Source organism: Xenorhabdus kozodoii (genome assembly GCF_002632875.1).
In the GTDB taxonomy this organism is placed as follows: Bacteria; Pseudomonadota; Gammaproteobacteria; order Enterobacterales; family Enterobacteriaceae; genus Xenorhabdus; species Xenorhabdus kozodoii.
This window is the reverse complement of the sequence record NZ_NJCX01000001.1, coordinates 190,966-208,183: the sequence shown is the minus strand read 5'-3', so window position 1 is coordinate 208,183 and position 17,218 is coordinate 190,966. Positions and strand designations below refer to the sequence as shown.

Annotated in this window: 17 protein-coding genes; 4 read left to right on the top strand and 13 right to left on the bottom strand. The window is 44.3% G+C overall.

Annotation, left to right across the window (positions count from 1 at the left end):
* Positions 1 to 6: 6 nt before the first annotated feature.
* The 11 genes from tmk to yceD form a co-directional block, all read right to left on the bottom strand.
* Positions 7 to 639, bottom strand: coding sequence for a dTMP kinase (gene tmk / locus Xkoz_RS00905; protein ID WP_099140323.1), 633 nt, complete (start codon positions 637 to 639; stop codon positions 7 to 9).
* Positions 636 to 1,652, bottom strand: a complete 1,017-nt coding sequence (gene mltG / locus Xkoz_RS00900; protein WP_099140322.1) for an endolytic transglycosylase MltG — start codon at positions 1,650 to 1,652, stop codon at positions 636 to 638. The genes tmk and mltG overlap by 4 nt, the downstream gene beginning before the upstream one ends.
* Before the next feature lie 36 nt (positions 1,653 to 1,688).
* Positions 1,689 to 2,519, bottom strand: coding sequence for an aminodeoxychorismate lyase (pabC, locus tag Xkoz_RS00895; RefSeq protein WP_099140321.1), 831 nt, complete (start codon positions 2,517 to 2,519; stop codon positions 1,689 to 1,691).
* Positions 2,520 to 2,586: 67 nt separating this feature from the next.
* On the bottom strand, positions 2,587 to 3,828 hold the full coding sequence (gene fabF / locus Xkoz_RS00890; RefSeq protein WP_099140320.1) for a beta-ketoacyl-ACP synthase II: 1,242 nt from the start codon (positions 3,826 to 3,828) through the stop codon (positions 2,587 to 2,589).
* Between the two features lie 74 nt (positions 3,829 to 3,902).
* The gene (gene acpP / locus Xkoz_RS00885; protein ID WP_012989255.1) at positions 3,903 to 4,139 is read right to left on the bottom strand and encodes an acyl carrier protein; all 237 of its coding nucleotides are present in this window, start codon (positions 4,137 to 4,139) and stop codon (positions 3,903 to 3,905) included.
* Between the two features lie 150 nt (positions 4,140 to 4,289).
* Positions 4,290 to 5,024: a 3-oxoacyl-ACP reductase FabG gene (gene fabG, locus Xkoz_RS00880; RefSeq protein ID WP_099140319.1), complete on the bottom strand. Its 735-nt coding sequence runs from the start codon at positions 5,022 to 5,024 to the stop codon at positions 4,290 to 4,292.
* Positions 5,025 to 5,035: 11 nt separating this feature from the next.
* Complete coding sequence (gene fabD / locus Xkoz_RS00875) at positions 5,036 to 5,965, bottom strand: ACP S-malonyltransferase (protein ID WP_099140318.1); 930 nt, start codon at positions 5,963 to 5,965, stop codon at positions 5,036 to 5,038.
* A gap of 18 nt (positions 5,966 to 5,983) precedes the next feature.
* Positions 5,984 to 6,937, bottom strand: coding sequence for a beta-ketoacyl-ACP synthase III (locus Xkoz_RS00870; RefSeq protein ID WP_099140317.1), 954 nt, complete (start codon positions 6,935 to 6,937; stop codon positions 5,984 to 5,986).
* Between the two features lie 6 nt (positions 6,938 to 6,943).
* On the bottom strand, positions 6,944 to 7,996 hold the full coding sequence (gene plsX, locus Xkoz_RS00865; RefSeq protein ID WP_099140316.1) for a phosphate acyltransferase PlsX: 1,053 nt from the start codon (positions 7,994 to 7,996) through the stop codon (positions 6,944 to 6,946).
* A gap of 30 nt (positions 7,997 to 8,026) precedes the next feature.
* Positions 8,027 to 8,197, bottom strand: coding sequence for a 50S ribosomal protein L32 (gene rpmF, locus Xkoz_RS00860; RefSeq protein ID WP_004253223.1), 171 nt, complete (start codon positions 8,195 to 8,197; stop codon positions 8,027 to 8,029).
* Between the two features lie 12 nt (positions 8,198 to 8,209).
* On the bottom strand, positions 8,210 to 8,734 hold the full coding sequence (gene yceD, locus Xkoz_RS00855; protein WP_099140315.1) for a 23S rRNA accumulation protein YceD: 525 nt from the start codon (positions 8,732 to 8,734) through the stop codon (positions 8,210 to 8,212).
* Between the two features lie 144 nt (positions 8,735 to 8,878).
* On the opposite strand from yceD, the gene Xkoz_RS00850 reads away from it, so the two are divergent.
* Complete coding sequence (locus tag Xkoz_RS00850) at positions 8,879 to 9,463, top strand: Maf family protein (RefSeq protein ID WP_099140314.1); 585 nt, start codon at positions 8,879 to 8,881, stop codon at positions 9,461 to 9,463.
* A gap of 2 nt (positions 9,464 to 9,465) precedes the next feature.
* On the opposite strand, the gene rluC is transcribed toward Xkoz_RS00850, so the two are convergent.
* A complete protein-coding gene (rluC, locus tag Xkoz_RS00845; protein WP_099140313.1) occupies positions 9,466 to 10,425 on the bottom strand; it encodes a 23S rRNA pseudouridine(955/2504/2580) synthase RluC in 960 nt (319 codons plus the stop codon).
* A 555-nt stretch (positions 10,426 to 10,980) separates the two neighbouring features.
* Here rluC and rne point away from each other — a divergent pair.
* Positions 10,981 to 14,178: a ribonuclease E gene (gene rne, locus Xkoz_RS00840; RefSeq protein WP_099140312.1), complete on the top strand. Its 3,198-nt coding sequence runs from the start codon at positions 10,981 to 10,983 to the stop codon at positions 14,176 to 14,178.
* Positions 14,179 to 14,348: 170 nt separating this feature from the next.
* Positions 14,349 to 14,975, top strand: a complete 627-nt coding sequence (locus tag Xkoz_RS00835; RefSeq protein WP_099140311.1) for an SDR family oxidoreductase — start codon at positions 14,349 to 14,351, stop codon at positions 14,973 to 14,975.
* A gap of 59 nt (positions 14,976 to 15,034) precedes the next feature.
* On the opposite strand, the gene tmaR is transcribed toward Xkoz_RS00835, so the two are convergent.
* Positions 15,035 to 15,355 carry a PTS system regulator TmaR gene (gene tmaR, locus Xkoz_RS00830; RefSeq protein WP_099140310.1) on the bottom strand — a complete coding sequence of 107 codons (321 nt, stop codon included), beginning with the start codon at positions 15,353 to 15,355 and terminating at the stop codon, positions 15,035 to 15,037.
* A 355-nt stretch (positions 15,356 to 15,710) separates the two neighbouring features.
* Here tmaR and sbcB point away from each other — a divergent pair, with 355 nt between their 5' ends.
* Positions 15,711 to 17,141: an exodeoxyribonuclease I gene (sbcB, locus tag Xkoz_RS00825; RefSeq protein WP_099140309.1), complete on the top strand. Its 1,431-nt coding sequence runs from the start codon at positions 15,711 to 15,713 to the stop codon at positions 17,139 to 17,141.
* Positions 17,142 to 17,218: the final 77 nt, after the last annotated feature.

Here is a 17,218-nt window from a genome sequence, read left to right as displayed (position 1 = left end):
GTGCTTTTAGTCAATGTTCTTTAACCAATCAAGTAAGGTATGGCGAATATCATCCTGCACTTTTTCCAGTGGTTGGGTTGCATCAATTTTTTTGATACTGTCATCTTTCGCCACAAGTTCGAGATACTTTTTACGCGTACGATGAAAGAAGTCTAAGGACTCTTTCTCGATCCGATCCAACTCACCACGCTCAATGGCTCGCTGTAAGCCCACTTCTGGAGGTAAATCAAGATAGAGGGTTAAGTCTGGATAAAAATCACCTAGCGCCGCTTTGCGTAATGACGCCATTAGATGCGGATCGATCCCCCTGCCTCCTCCCTGATACGCCTGGGAAGAGAGATCATGGCGATCACCAATGACCCAAGTGCCTGTTGCCAAAGCGGGCTTGATCACATTTTCCACCAATTGAACTCTGGCAGCATATAACATTAATAGTTCTGCTTTATCCGTCAGTAATTCTCCTTCAACCCCTTGTTTGATAAGGCTGCGTAATTTTTCTGCCAACGGTGTCCCGCCTGGTTCACGGGTAAGGACCAAATCAGAAATACCTTGCTGTTTCAAAGTGTCAACCACTGTTTGGATTGCCGTTGTTTTTCCAGCACCTTCAAGCCCTTCAATTACAATAAATTTGCTACTCATTTATCCTGCTTTAACCTTTGGCGATAAAGGCTTACTGCCTTGTTATGTGCTACCAGATTGGTAGTAAATGTATGGCCGCCATCACCATTCGCAACAAAATATAAATATTCTGTGACGGCAGGATGTGCTGCTGCCTTAATGGCAGCCAAACCTGGCATGGCAATGGGGGTTGGTGGCAACCCATCAATCATATAAGTATTATAGGGTGTAAATGTATTGAGGTTGCTGCGAAAAATCGTACCCGTATATTTGTCTCCCAATCCATAAATAACCGTCGGATCCGTTTGCAGCCTCATCTTTAATCGCAGACGATTCACGAAGACAGAGGCAATTTTGGTTCGTTCAGAGTCAATGGCCGTCTCTTTTTCAATAATGGAGGCCATGATCAACATTTCATAGGCACTTTGATATGGCAGGTTTTTTCCCCTATTTTCCCATTCCTGCTCTACTATCGTTTTCATTTTTTCATGGGCTCGTTTGAGCAATTCCATATCACTCGTACCGGCTGTATACAGATAGGTATCAGGATAAAACCAACCTTCCAGTGATTCCCCCTCTTTCATGTCCAGTGCATCAAGTAACGCTTTTGGTGCCTGATTTTCTATTTCATGCTTTAAGTATGGGGCATTCTGTAATATTTTTGACCAATCAGATAGACGGCTGCCTTCGACAAAGCGAATGGCAAACTGAGCTTCTTTGCCACTGGCAAACAGTTGCAGGACAGCCTTCAAGGTCATGCCTTTTTGCAAGCGGTAAGTCCCAGCCTTAAACTTCACCCATTCCGGCTTAAGGCGAAATAGCCATGGCAGTAATTGTTTGTCTTCAATCAACTTATGCTGAGCCAACAAGGTTTCCAGTCCTGCACGTCCCGTTCCTGCCGGCACAGTAAATATAAGCTCCTGGCTAAGATTAATATCTTGATTAGCAAAGTTTTCTATTTTTTTGATGAAAAAAAACAATGCAAGCACGATAATCAAGCCTGGTAGAATGAAAATACGCTTTTTTAGTTTCATTCGGTAATCACTTTCATTTGTGCTGCTGAATGCTCACTAAGGCTTTAAACATTCAGGTAATAAATACTCATGCAACTCTCTTGATTGATATTGCCACTCTGGCTGATTTTTATGTGCTTGAATTCGGCTTACTGGCACCACTGGCATTAAGGAATTACAGATAAGCACTTCATCTGCATGAGCTAAGACTTCAGGATAGCGCATAACATATGATAAGTTATAATCACTTTTTGCTGCCAATAATTCGATGATCTTTTGTCGCATGACGCCTTCCACGCCACACTGACGGAGATCAGGCGTATAAACATTTTTCCCTTTTCGCCAAAAAATGTTGGCAGTACAACATTCAGCCAAGATGCCATTACTATCAAGTACCAGGGCCTCATCTGCACCAGATTGTTCAATAAATCGTTTGATCAAAACCTGCTCCAGACGATTTAAGTGCTTAATACCTGCCAGATGGGGATTAATTCCCATTGAAATGGGACTCAGCGCCAATGACACGCCTTCTTGGCGCTGAGCAATATAGCGTTTCGGATACGAACTCAGAGACAAAATTTGTGTCGGTTTCATCGTGTCATCAAAACCATAGCCACGGCCTCCCGCGCCTCTGGAAAGAATGACTTTCAAGACCCCGGATTCGCACCTTTCCACGATCTGTTTCATATGGGTTTCAAGTTGCGACCAGTCCAACGCTGGCATAGAGAGTTTTTCAACACCTTTCTGCAACCGTTTTATGTGCAAAGGTAGCAAGGCGGGTAGCCCTTGCTCAACCCTTATGGTGGTAAAACAACCGTCACCAAATTGCACGGCACGGTCATTCACAGGTAAGTGATCGCACTGATTACCATTAATCCAATATGTCATATTAGCTTCTTTTTTTGATAAAAAAGCCCCAACAAATGTTGGGGCTTTTCATAAGCACAAAATGGTTTTAGATCTTGCGAAAAATCAATGACCCATTAGTGCCACCGAAACCAAAAGAGTTACACAATGCGTATTCCATTCCTTCAACTTTGCGTGCCTTACCTGGAACTAAATCCAAACGACAGTTCTCATCCTGATTTTCCAAATTAATGGTCGGAGGAACAATCTGATCACGCAGGGAAAGAATAGTGAAAATAGATTCAATCGCGCCTGCTGCACCCAACAAATGGCCTGTCATTGACTTGGTTGAACTCACCAAGACTTTCGTGCCTTCACCAAAAACAGACTCTACTGCACGCGCTTCTGCAATATCACCAACAGACGTTGAAGTACCGTGAGCATTAATGTAACTCACTTGCTCTGGTGAAATTTTTGCATCTTTCAGGGCATTTTGCATGGCCAAAGCAGCACCTGCGCCATCTTCGGGAGGTGATGTCATGTGGTAAGCATCGCTGCTCATGCCAAAACCGACAACTTCAGCATAGATTTTGGCACCCCGTTTTTTCGCATGCTCATACTCTTCGAGAACGACAATACCCGCACCATCGCCCAGAACAAAGCCATCACGATCTTTATCCCAAGGACGACTTGCACCTTGAGGATCGTCATTACGGGTTGATAGTGCACGCGCGGCTCCAAAGCCGGCAACCCCAAATTCAGTGCTGGCTTTCTCTGCACCACCTGCTAGCATAATGTCAGCATCATTATAGGCAATGATGCGAGCTGCATGTCCGATATTATGTACACCAGAAGTACAGGCAGTTGCAATAGAAATACTCGGACCACGGAGTCCATAAAGGATGCTTAAATGGCCCGCCACCATATTAATGATGGTGGAAGGTACAAAGAATGGGCTGACCTTACGAGGCCCTGCCGACAACAATGTACTGTGGTTTTCTTCGATGAGACCCAAGCCACCAATACCAGAACCAATAGCAGCACCAAAGCGGCTAGCATTGGCTTCTGTTACTTCGATTCCTGCATCTTCAAACGCTTGCTTGCCTGCAGCAATACCATACTGAATGAAAAGATCCATCTTCCGTGCTTCTTTGCGCGAAATATTGAACTCTTCATGATTAAAATTTTTCACTAAACCTGCAAACTTAGTTGCATGGTTAGAGGTATCAAAATGTTCGATAAGGCCGATACCACTCTGTCCGGCACAAACAGCATTCCAAGAAGACGCTACTGTATTGCCGACAGGAGATAACATGCCTAGTCCGGTCACGACTACTCGACGCTTAGACACGGTTATCCTCCAGGGAGGGAAAAAATTAAGGACGAAAAACATAGGCGGTCGAATGACCGCCTAGGTATGTGCGCTTATTTACCTGCGTTTTCAACGTAGTCAATAGCAGCTTGAACTGTAGTGATTTTTTCAGCTTCTTCGTCTGGGATCTCGATATCGAACTCTTCTTCCAGAGCCATTACCAGTTCAACTGTGTCAAGAGAATCAGCGCCCAAGTCATCAACAAATGAAGCTGTGTTCACAACTTCTTCCTCTTTAACACCCAGTTGTTCAACGATGATTTTCTTAACGCGTTCGTCGATAGTGCTCATACTATTAAATTTCCTATCAAAACTCGCTTTTGCGATGGTTTTCGTAGTTTATAAAATACAGGAAAAGATGCAACCAAATCCCGGCTGGTCGAACCACAATCTGCTTTTTTTGTATAAAAAATACATCAAAAACAGTAGGTTCGCTCATTTTTAGATCATGTACATGCCACCATTGACATGCAATGTTTCACCCGTGATGTAAGCGGCCTCGTCAGAAGCAAGAAACGCTACAGCACTGGCTATTTCCTTTGCATCACCAAGACGATTAGCAGGTATTCCAGCAGCAATGCCCGCACGTTGCTCGTCTGTCAACGCTTTGGTCATATCAGTCTCAATAAAACCAGGTGCAACAACGTTAACAGTGATGCCACGAGAAGCGACTTCACGAGCTAATGATTTACTAAAACCAATAACTCCTGCTTTCGCTGCCGCGTAATTCGCCTGCCCCGCATTTCCCATTGTTCCAACAACGGAGCCAATGGAAATAATACGTCCATAACGTTTTTTCATCATAGAGCGCATTACTGCTTTTGACAGACGAAAAATCGAGGAAAGATTAGTGTCAATAATATCTTGCCACTCATCATCTTTCATGCGCATCAACAAGTTATCACGAGTGATGCCCGCATTATTAACTAAAATGTCTATTTCACCAAATTCATCACGAATATTCGATAGTGCATTCTCAATGGATGCTGAATCTGTGACATTTAGTACAAAACCTTTGCCTTTATCACCAAGGAAGGCACTGATCGCTTCAGCTCCCTTCTCACTGGTTGCCGTGCCAACAACGCGTGCACCACGCTCAACCAATAATTCTGCAATCGCGCGACCTATTCCACGGCTCGCGCCTGTGACCAGTGCAATTTTTCCATCAAAGCTCATGTTTTCCTCAGTTATTTGTTCAGAGCAACTGTGAGTGATGATACATCATTTACGGCTACAGCACTTAGAGTATCAACAATCCGTTTTGTTAGCCCAGTGAGTACCTTACCTGGCCCGATTTCCAACAATTGTTCAACACCAAGCCCTGCAATATATTCAACTGATTCCGTCCAACGCACAGGATTATACAACTGACGAACCAAAGCGTCTCGAATAGCATCAGCAGATTGTGCTACTTTTACATCGACATTATTCACGACAGGGAATTGTGGCTGGTTAAACACAATATCTTGCAGTGCAATCGCCAATTGCTCGGCGGCAGATTTCATTAGTGCACAATGCGAAGGTACGCTAACGGATAATGGCAACGCTCGTTTGGCACCCGCTGCTTTACATGCTGCTCCCGCACGCTCTACAGCTTCTTTTTCACCTGCGATAACCACCTGCCCAGGTGAATTAAAATTAACCGGTGAAACAACCTGACCTTGGGCTGACTCTTCACATGCCCTGACAATGGATTCATTATCTAAACCGATAATGGCATACATTGCGCCTTGCCCTTCCGGTACAGCTTCCTGCATCAACTTGCCACGCAACTCGACAAGTTTAATGGCCTGCTGGAACTCAATCACACCCGCACAGACCAGTGCGGAGTATTCACCAAGGCTATGGCCTGCCATCATGGAAGGCGTCTTACCACCTTTCTCCTGCCATATACGCCAAATCGCCACCGAAGCTGCCAGCAACGCAGGTTGCGTTTTCCACGTTTTGTTCAGTTCTTCTACCGGCCCTTGCTGAACCAGTGTCCATAAATCATATCCCAAAACCGCAGAAGCCTCTGCGAACGTCTGCTCAACCAGCGGAAATTCTGCGGCTAAATCTGCCAACATCCCCAGAGATTGGGAGCCTTGACCGGGAAACACCATTGCAAAATCAGACATGTCTTTTTTCCTGTTAAATTAAAAACGTACTAGCGCTGAGCCCCAGGTAAAGCCACCGCCAAATGCTTCAAGTAAAATCAATTGACCGCGTTGGATCCTGCCATCACGTACCGCTTCATCAAATGCTGTCGGAACCGATGCTGCCGAGGTGTTACCATGACGATCCAAAGTCACGACCACTTTATCCATGGTCATATCTAATTTTTTGGCCGTTGCCTTAATGATGCGCAAATTCGCCTGATGAGGGACTAACCAATCAAGTTGAGAATGAGGCACGTTGTTGGCTTCTAATGTTTCATCGACAATATTGGCTAATTCACGAACAGCAACTTTAAAGACTTCATTGCCAGCCATAGTCACATATTCTGGTGTATCATATTTTATTCGGCTTTGATGAGGCAATGACAGTAAATCGCCATAACGACCATCAGCATGAAGATGGGTAGATAAGATACCAGGTTCATCTGAAGCCCCAACGACCATTGCCCCTGCCCCATCGCCAAAAAGAATAACGGTGCTGCGATCTTTAGGATCGACCACTCTTGAAATAATATCAGAACCGATCACCAGTGCATGTTTAGCCGCACCCGTTTTAACAAATTTATCTGCGACGCTCAATGCGTAAGTGAAGCCGGCACATGCTGCTGCAACGTCAAAAGCTGCAACGCCTTGAATATCCAACAACTGCTGAATTTGGCAAGCTGCGCTTGGAAAGGCGTGAGTGGAGCTTGTTGTAGCAACAACGATTAAGTCAATTTGTGTTTTATCGATGCCGGCCATTTCAATGGCCTTTTCCGCAGCTTTAAAACCCAAAATGGCAACATTTTCATCTTCTGCTGCAATACGGCGTTCACGAATGCCCGTCCGAGTGACAATCCACTCGTCAGACGTATCTACCATTTTTTCTAAATCTGCGTTAGTACGCACCTGCGCAGGCAAATAACTGCCCGTACCTAAGATCTTTGTATACATTTATGTTTATTCACTCTTGGGTAATACTGCATCCAGCCGGGCAGCAATTCTGTCAGGAACCTGCTTCTCTACAGCTTGTATGGCTTGATCAATAGCAGCCTTGAAAGCACGTTCATTAGCAGCACCGTGGCTTTTTATGACAATGCCGCGCAATCCTAATAACGTTGCTCCGTTATACTGATCAGGGTTTAGATGGCCAAACCGTTTGGTTACTTGTTTTAGCAACCATTTTTTAAATATTTTCATCTTGAATAATTTCAATAACCAAGATGATTTTTTTTGCTGACCATCCGGTGACTTAACCAGAGATAGAATCGCTCTAAGCGCACCTTCCATCGTCTTCAGCGTAACATTACCTGCGAAGCCGTCACATACGAGTACGTCCGTTTTCCCCGTCAATAACTCATTTCCTTCCACATACCCTATATAATTAATCGCTGGGATACTGCGCAAGGTTATAGCGGCTTCGCGGATATTATCCAGCCCTTTGGATTCTTCTTCCCCGATATTGAGTAACGCAACACGTGGATTATCTATCCCAGCAACATATTCCGCCATTACGGAACCCATAATCGCAAACTGAACTAACATGCTGCTATTACAATTAATATTAGCGCCTAGATCTAATACAACTGTCTTCTGCTGTTTTAGATTAGGTATCACTGTCATCAATGCCGGCCGTTCAATTCCTTCAATGGATTTCAGCATCAGTTTAGCCAATCCCATCAACGCACCGGTATTTCCCGCGCTGACACAAGCCTGTGCTTTGCCCGACTTCACCAAGTCTAATGCCATACGCATTGAAGTACCATGACTGGAACGAATAGCTTGGGATGGCCTTGCATCATTGGAAATGACATGTTCCGCAGGAACAATTTGCAAACGGTTAAGCAGCTCGGCATTTTGATTTGCAAGCAAAGGAAAGATGGTTTCGGGATTACCGACCAACAATAGCTTCAGTTGTGGATTAGATGCCAGTGCCTGCAACGCGGCAGGCACCGTAACACGAGGACCAAAGTCCCCGCCCATAGCATCTAACGCTAAGGTTAGATTAGCCAAGATATCAACTTGCTAATTGATTAGCTGAAATTACTTGTTGATTACCTTGCGACCACGGTAGTAGCCATCAGCAGTCACGTGATGACGCAGGTGAGTTTCACCAGAAGTTTTGTCTACAGAGACAAGTGTTGCAGTCAGTGCGTCATGAGAACGACGCATACCACGTTTAGAACGAGTTGGTTTATTCTGTTGTACGGCCATTGACCTTACTCCTTAAGTACTTTTCTTTAAACTGGCTAATACGGCAAATGGGTTTGGTTTTTCTGCTTCAGAAGGCAGTATACCAAACACCATATCCGCGTCGGACACTTCACAGTGTTCAGAATCATGTACCGGAACCACCGGCAAAGAGAGAATTATTTCATCTTCAATCATTGCCAGCAAATCTATTTCGCCAAATTCATTAACATTTATTGGCTCATACTCTTCCGGTAATGCCTCAGCCTGCTCATCTTTGACGACCGGGCTAAAACAATACGTTGTGTGAACATGATGACTGAAATTACTGCCACAACGCTGACAGGTAAGCGTAACATCCACTGTGGAGTGCCCTTTTACAACTGCCAGACGCTGATTATCAATTTCAAATGATAATGAGCTATCTACATCACTATCCACACTGACCACGGAGCCTGCTATACGGGAAACTTGCCCAGCAGAATAGCTACCATGGTAGTCCAATCTTTTCTGGGCTGTTCGAAGCGCATCGATGGTCAGGGGTAATTTTACCTTTTGCATAAGGCGCGCATATTATCTTTGTAATGAGACATAGTCAAAGAAAAAGGCCACACATCTGCGCCTTTCCGTCAAATATTCGCTTATTAAGCGACGTATAGTTTAAAATGACTACAAACATTTCTCCACGTATTTTATGGAAAAAAGATGCTTCCGATTGTTTTATCGTCAACTTCTGAATATCGCCGCCTATTGTTGAAAAAGTTGGGGTTACCTTTTACTTGTGCTTCCCCCAATATTGATGAAAGCCCGCTGGAAAATGAAAGTCCAAAACAATTGGTCATGCGGCTGTCACAGGCAAAAGCCCGCGCATTACAGTGGGAATACTCTCGCCATCTCATTATAGCGTCAGATCAAGTTTGTGTTTTAGATGCCAAAATTACCGGCAAACCTCATCATTTTGAGAATGCTTTTCTGCAATTAAAACAAGCCAGTGGAAAATGTGTCACGTTTTATACTGGCATTACCTTATTCAATAGCAAAACAGGGGAAATCGATACTCGTTGCGAGCTATTCCATGTCTATTTCAGAGATCTCACAGAAACAGAAATTATTCATTATCTAAACAAAGAAAAGCCCTTCAATTGCGCGGGTAGTTTCAAAAGCGAGGGCTTAGGCATTACATTATTCGAAAAACTTGATGGCAAAGATCCAAACACACTTATCGGCTTACCATTAATAACTTTAACAGAGATGCTTATCCGCCAGGGGATAAACCCACTGACGGTGTGATCTCAATGGTTATTATGTCGCAATATTCTTAAACAATTTCGCAACCTATCATCCATTGGGGCTTCGAAGCGTAGAGATTCCCCTGTGGATGGATGGGTAAATTTTAATGAACTGGCATGCAAAAACAATCGATTAAGTCCTGTTCCTGCAAGCTGGGCATCAAATGTGCTATCACCATAACGATCATCAAATGCAATGGGATGACCCGCATATAAAGTATGCACGCGGATCTGGTGAGTCCGCCCCGTCACTGGGCTAGCTCGCATCAATGTCGCAATCGCATATCGTTCTTCAACTTTAAAACGGGTTTCAGACGGTTTGCCTTCTTTATTGACTTTAACCACCCTTTCCCCACTTTGCAGGAGGTTTTTTAATAAAGGGGCTTCGACGACTTTGCAATGGGATTGCCATTGCCCGCGCACTAGCGCCAAATAGTCTTTTTGCATCTGTTTCAAACGTAATTGTTCATGCAATGCTCGCAATGCAGAACGTTTTTTCGCAATCAACAAAATACCAGATGTATCGCGGTCAAGCCGATGCACCAGTTCAAGAAAACGGGCTTCAGGACGCAGAGCCCGCAACCCTTCTATCACACCAAAACTCAGGCCGCTGCCCCCATGTACGGCGGTTCCTGAGGGTTTATTTATGACTAAAATATGGTCATCTTCATACAAAATACACTCCGCCAGAGCAGCAACCTTACCCAGCTTGGCGGATATAGGTGTTGTTTCTTGCTTTTCTGCTACCCTAACCGGTGGAACCCTGATGATATCACCTGCTGCCAATTTATATTCAGGCTTGATTCTTCCTTTGTTAACGCGGACTTCACCTTTACGCAAGATCCGATAGATCAAGCTCTTAGGTACACCTTTTAAACGCGCCAACAAAAAGTTATCAATTCGCTGGCCGGCCTGGTCGTCATCAATCGTGACAAACTGTACAATTTGATTATCTGTTTTCATGGACAAGATTCTAATTATCCAACAAACAGAGCGCCACTCATTTTTAACTCTGTCTAAATAACACCCATTTTTTCTACTTGATTGTTTCAATTGACTTAGGATAAAGACTAAATATTAACAACCTATCACTATTTCCTAATAAAAAACCCGTAAAGCGACAAAGTCACCTTGCTATCACCCCAATAGCAATGGAATAATGCTTTCTGGCCACGGTTTACTAAACTATGAATGGCAAGATTGAAATTGTTTGTTGTCTGTTTGATCGAGCAAAAACGCAGCAATGGCGTAAGACGTAATGTTTGATCAAATAATTTATGGGCTGCAAGTGGCAGCTTACTGGATTGGGTAAAATCTGTACCGATTTATTACAACCCCAATGAAAGAGTACTGTATTCAAATGAAATTCAGACTCGCCGACAAATAGGCGCCTCTATACAGACGATAGCCGTGAGGCTGGCGGTTTTGTAAAAGACACGAGGCCATCGGTAACCCAGTAGCTCACCTCTTTTTTACCCGCAGCTCTATATTAATGTAAAAAATAATGAGTAAGTTAGAATGAAAAGAATGTTAATCAACGCGACCCAGCAGGAAGAGTTGCGTGTTGCCCTTGTTGATGGGCAACGTCTTTATGATTTGGATATTGAAAGCCCAGGACACGAGCAGAAAAAGGCAAATATATATAAAGGTAAAATTACGCGAATTGAACCTAGCCTGGAAGCTGCTTTTGTTGATTACGGTGCGGAACGTCATGGTTTCCTCCCCATAAAAGAAATTGCTCGCGAATATTTCCCAAGTAATTATCACTCCCATGGTCGCCCTAATATTAAGGATATCCTTAAAGAAGGTCAGGAAGTCATCGTCCAAGTTGATAAAGAAGAACGAGGCAACAAAGGCGCAGCTTTAACAACCTTTATTAGTTTGGCTGGCAGCTATTTAGTTTTGATGCCAAATAATCCAAGGGCAGGCGGAATTTCTCGCCGCATTGAGGGTGATGATCGCATCGAATTAAAAGAAGCGCTTTCTTCTCTCGAAGTTCCAGAAGGCATGGGTCTTATCGTTCGTACTGCAGGTGTAGGCAAGTCAGCCGATGCCTTGCAGGGAGATTTGAATTTCCGCCTGAAGCATTGGGAAGCCATCAAAAAAGCCGCAGATATCCATCCTGCCCCTTTCCTGATCCACCAGGAAAGCAATGTTATTGTGCGCGCATTCCGTGATTATCTGCGCCCGGACATTGGGGAGATTTTAATTGATAACCCTAAAATCCTTGATTTGGCACGCCAGCACATTACCGCGCTGGGACGTCCTGATTTTGCCAGTAAAATCAAACTATACAGCGGCGAAGTCCCTCTGTTCAGCCATTATCAAATCGAATCGCAAATTGAATCAGCTTTCCAACGCGAAGTCAGATTACCTTCGGGCGGTTCTGTGGTCATCGATACGACTGAAGCCTTGACTGCAATCGATATCAACTCATCCCGTTCAACGCGTGGTGGAGATATTGAAGAAACCGCATTTAATACCAATCTGGAAGCCGCTGATGAAATTGCACGCCAATTGCGTCTACGTGACCTTGGTGGCCTGATTGTTATCGATTTCATTGATATGACCCCAGTGCGCCATCAACGTGAAGTTGAAAACCGGCTGCGTGATGCGGTGCGCCAAGATCGCGCCCGTATTCAAATCGGCCGAATTTCCCGCTTTGGCTTACTGGAAATGTCGCGTCAGCGTTTAAGCCCGTCTCTGGGCGAATCCAGCCACCATGTTTGCCCTCGTTGTAGTGGCACCGGCACAATTCGTGATAACGAATCATTGTCTCTGTCAATTCTGCGCCTAATCGAAGAAGAAGCACTAAAAGAAAACACGCATCAAGTTCATGCGATTGTTCCTGTGCAGATTGCTTCCTACTTGCTGAATGAAAAACGTCAGGCAGTCAGCGCCATTGAGCACCGACAAGGCGGTGTTGGGGTGGTCATTGTTCCAAACGATCAAATGCAAACCCCGCATTTTTCGGTCTTACGTGTCCGTAAAGGCGAAGAAATTTCCGCTTTAAGCTATTTGCTTCCACAATTGCATGAAGCAGAAATGATCAATGTTCAGGACGACGTTCAGCATGAACGTAAGCGTCCAGAACAACCCGCCATTTCAACTTTTGATTTGCCGGCAGCAGAAGCATCTGCACCGTTACCAGCAAAAGCAAAAGAGAAAAAAGCCGTCGCTAATAACCCGCAGCAAACAGAAAAACCCGGTTTGTTCAGCCGATTCTTAAAGGCCCTGAAAAAAATGTTCAGTGGTGAAGAAGAAGCTCAACCTCAAGAAAAGAGCAAAAAATCTTCTGCCAATGATAATCGCCGCCCATCAGATCGCCGCAACCCACGCCGCCAGAATCAACGTCGCGAACGTGGCGAGAATGAAACACGTAACAACCGTGAACGAGATGAGCAACGCAAAGGCCGTAATAATGGCACTGTCCAGCAGAAAAATCCTGTTCAGGATAACGCAGCGGTAGATAACGAAGCTCGTGAAGCACAACAGCAGCAACGTCGTGAACAACGTGTTGAACGCCAACGCCGTCGTCAGGAAGAAAAGCGTCAGCAGCAACTGGAAACTAAAGCTCAACAGGCCATTAATCAACCTGAGATTGTCGAGGAAGAGGTTGAAGAACGTCAGCCAGTCATGCCTCGCCGCCAACGCCGTCAACTTGAGCAAAAAATACGTGTCACTGACGAAGTGAAGCAAGAAACTAATATTGTGGCCTTACCGGCAGTGATGCCTGAATCTGTATCAGAAAACGCGAATAAAGAAGCAAAAGCATCTGTCCCCGTCGTTGTTGATACTCATATTGCAGCGGCTAATCAACCGGAAATGCCGCAAGATACCGTTGTACAAAATACAGATTCACAAAATTCCGTATCACAACCTGTTGTTTCACAAAATAATGACCAGCAAGATAACACCATGCCACGTCGTTCCCGCCGTTCCCCACGCCACTTGCGTGTCAGCGGCCAGCGTCGTCGTCGCTATCGTGATGAGCGCAATCTGTCCCAATCGCCAGTCCCATTGCAAATGGCTGTCGTCTCACCAGAGCTGGCGTCAGGCAAAGTGTGGGTGCGTTATCCTGTTACTCCTGTGACGGTTACTGAACCTGAGCTTCCTGCTTTTGTTGATGTAATGAGCGAAACGATTGAAGAAAAAACAGCACCTGTACAGCAGGAAAAAGTTATTCTGATGCCATCAATCGCAGAATCAGCATCACTTGTCGCAATACCTGACTCTCAGGTTGCAACAGCAGAACAGAAAGTGACAGAGCAAGAAATAACCGAGCAACAAGGTAGCATCGCTTATGATGGCAATGCTAAACCTGCTATCGATGGTGTTTCCATCGTCACACCAATAGAACCGGCATTAGAAATACCTAAGGCAGATCACGCAGCAGATGCCATCATTGTGACGTCTATTGTTGAACAGGAACATCATGAAGAACAACCAACTGTCACAACGGAAATATCTCCTAAGACAGAGGAAGTTAAAACGGAAGAGACAAAAGTTGCTGAATCTTCGATCATCGTGGAAAAAAATCATCATGCCTATTCCCCAATGACGAAAGCACCGGCACCGGATATGGCGACCAAATCTGTGATTATCACTGAATGGCAACGCCCTGCTTATCCATTCAAAGGCAAAGGCGGTGCAGGCGGGCATTCTGCAACAAATATTGCAACCTCTGCTATGTCTAAACCACAGCCATCCGAATAATTGGATACTGTGATTTGGGTTAAATGGCTCCCCCGGTTGGGAGCCATTTTTTTACCTTATTCATAACAAAAACAAGTTAATCTCATTCCTTTCAATTATCGATTTCAATAAACTGAGATAGTTATCATTATCATTTAAACTGGTTAATTTTTATGGAGAACTTCCTGTTTATGAAACCTTGGCTAATTTTTGGTGCTGGAAAAGGTGTTGGACGCCATTTGGCTACTATTGCACTAAAACAAAACCACCCTGTCACGGCCTTAATTCGTAATACACAACAAGCGGTGGAGCTCAGTGCAGCAGGGGTTAACGTCATACACGGTGACGCTTGTGACAGAGAAAGCATAAAAAAAGCGATTGGGCTGGCGGGAGAAAATCCTGTTGTTTTCTCAACTATTGGCGGAGGGGATGCTGATCACCACGGGAACATGGCAATAATAGATGCATTGGAACAAGCCCAGATTTCCCGCATGTTATTGGTGACATCCATTGGATGTGGTGAAAGTTGGAAAACATTATCAGCACGAGCCAAGTCATTATTCGGGCAATCGGTCAGGCATAAATCACTGGCCGAAAGCTACCTGCAAACCAGCACACTGGATTTTACCATCATCCGCCCTGGAGGTCTTACGGATCAACCGGGTACTGGACATTGCAAACGTTATCAGGAAGAAGTTCATGGCATGGTAAGCCGAGAAGATGTGGCAAAGCAATTGGCACAAATGGCGGAAGATGAACAAACTTACTATCAAATCTATGCCCTGGCAGATCCTGAACTAAAACCTCGTTGGAACTGAAACCCAAAAACAACCACGCCATTAGGCGTGGTTAAGCACTAAACAATGACCTTTTTAACTTACTTCGCCCCACCATCCATTGCCTTAAGTTTTTTGGATAACTCACGGCGCTCTTTAGATAGCTCGGCATTTTTAATGATATATTCATCAACCCGCTCTTCATAATCACTGCGCATATGGGCAATAATGCCTTGGATATCTTCAATCGACATGCCCGGTTTTATGTAGTCACCCAGGTTATCAAGCAGAAGTACACGCTTCTGGTTATCTCGGATCTTTTTCTCATTGTCTACAATTTCGCGCTGTAATTTGTTTTTACGACGAAATATACGCACAAACTCCAGTACATTTTGGAATGTTGGTTTATTTGTGTTGTCCATTTTTCACACCTTTTTAATCAGACCGATAATTTATTATGCTGACTACACAATACAATTTCAGGCAGCGCATAGACAAGTCAGTTTCGACAATTTATTGATATAAACTGTCTCCCAGATATATTCCTTAATCAAATCTCTTTTCTCGCTGCACAGTTAGCGACCAATGACGTGCATACCCAATAATTCAGATCCACCATAATATGGTTTACCATGTATAACACGTAACTTAACATCATTGGGTATGATCGCTTTTGGTGTACAGCCTGGCAACAGAACCAGATAAATGAGACACCAATGGAAATATAATTCATTGATTAATAAAACTTAAATTGGCGACAACGGAGAATACACAACTTTGAATACCAGTAAAGAAAGCCAAAGTTTCTACTTTCACGATTATGAAACTTTCGGTAAGCATCCGGCCCTGGATCGCCCCGCACAATTTGCAGGAGTTCGCACTGACTGTGATTTCAATATCATCGAAGAACCTTTGGTCGTGTATTGTGCTCCCGCTGACGATTATCTTCCCGATCCTGAAGCTGTCATGATCACGGGGATTACCCCCCAGTTGGCATTGAAAAAAGGCGTCCGTGAGGCCGAATTTGCCCGACAGATCCATGAAGCATTCAGCCAACCCAATACCTGTATTCTTGGATATAACAACATTCGCTTTGATGACGAAGTCAGCCGTCATCTCTTTTATCGTAACTTTTATGATCCTTATGCTTATAGCTGGCAAAAAGGCAACTCACGCTGGGATTTGCTCGATGTTTTACGTGCCTGCTATGCCTTGCGCCCGGAAGGCATTGTCTGGCCAGAAAATGAGGATGGATTACCCAGCTTCAAACTGGAACATCTGACAAAAGCCAATGGGGTTGAGCATACGCATGCCCATGATGCCATGTCTGATGTTTATGCCACGATTGCAATGGCAAAACGGGTGAAAAAAGCCCAACCTAAATTGTTTGATTACTTTTTCCAGTTAAGAAATAAACAGAAAGTCAGTCATCAAATTGATATTCCACAAATGAAACCCTTGGTTCATGTATCGGGCATGTTTGGGAGCCTGCGCAGCAATATTAGCCTTATCGCCCCCCTAGCGTGGCATCCGACTAATCGTAATGCGGTAGTCATGTGCGATCTGGCAGGCGATATCACCCCGCTTCTGGAACTCAGTGCAGATGAATTACGCGAACGCTTATATACCCGACGAGATGAATTGCAGCCAGATCAAAGCCCAGTCCCCATTAAGCTCGTGCATATTAATAAATGTCCCATCATTGCGCCAGAAAATACCTTGCGACCAAAAGATGCGGAGCGAATAGGTTTAGATCGTCACCAATGTGAGCAAAATCGGGTTATCTTACGCAATAATCCGCAGATCAGAGAAAAAGTTGTTGAGCTGTTTTCTTATTCAGAAACGTTCCCAGAATCTGATAATGTTGATACGAAACTATACAGTGGTTTTTTCAGTGATGCTGATAAGACTGCCATGGAAATTATCAGAGAAACTTCTCCCCAAAATCTACCTGCCTTGGATTTAACCTTCCAGGATGAACGCATTAAGCCACTATTATTTCGCTATCGTGCAAGAAACTATCCCACTACATTAGATTATGACGAGCAACAACGTTGGCTACGCCATCGCCAGGATACATTGACACAGGAAAATATCAGCCAATATCTTACAACTATTGAAGCGCTTTTTATTGAATACCAATCTAATGAAGAAAAGTGCCGCCAGTTAAAAGCACTGGTTGATTACGCAATCCAGATAGCCGAATAAGGCTTTTCTATCCGTTCATCACCTAAAAGAAAAAGACAAACCCTGATGTTTGTCTTTTTCTATTTTTACGTTGTCAT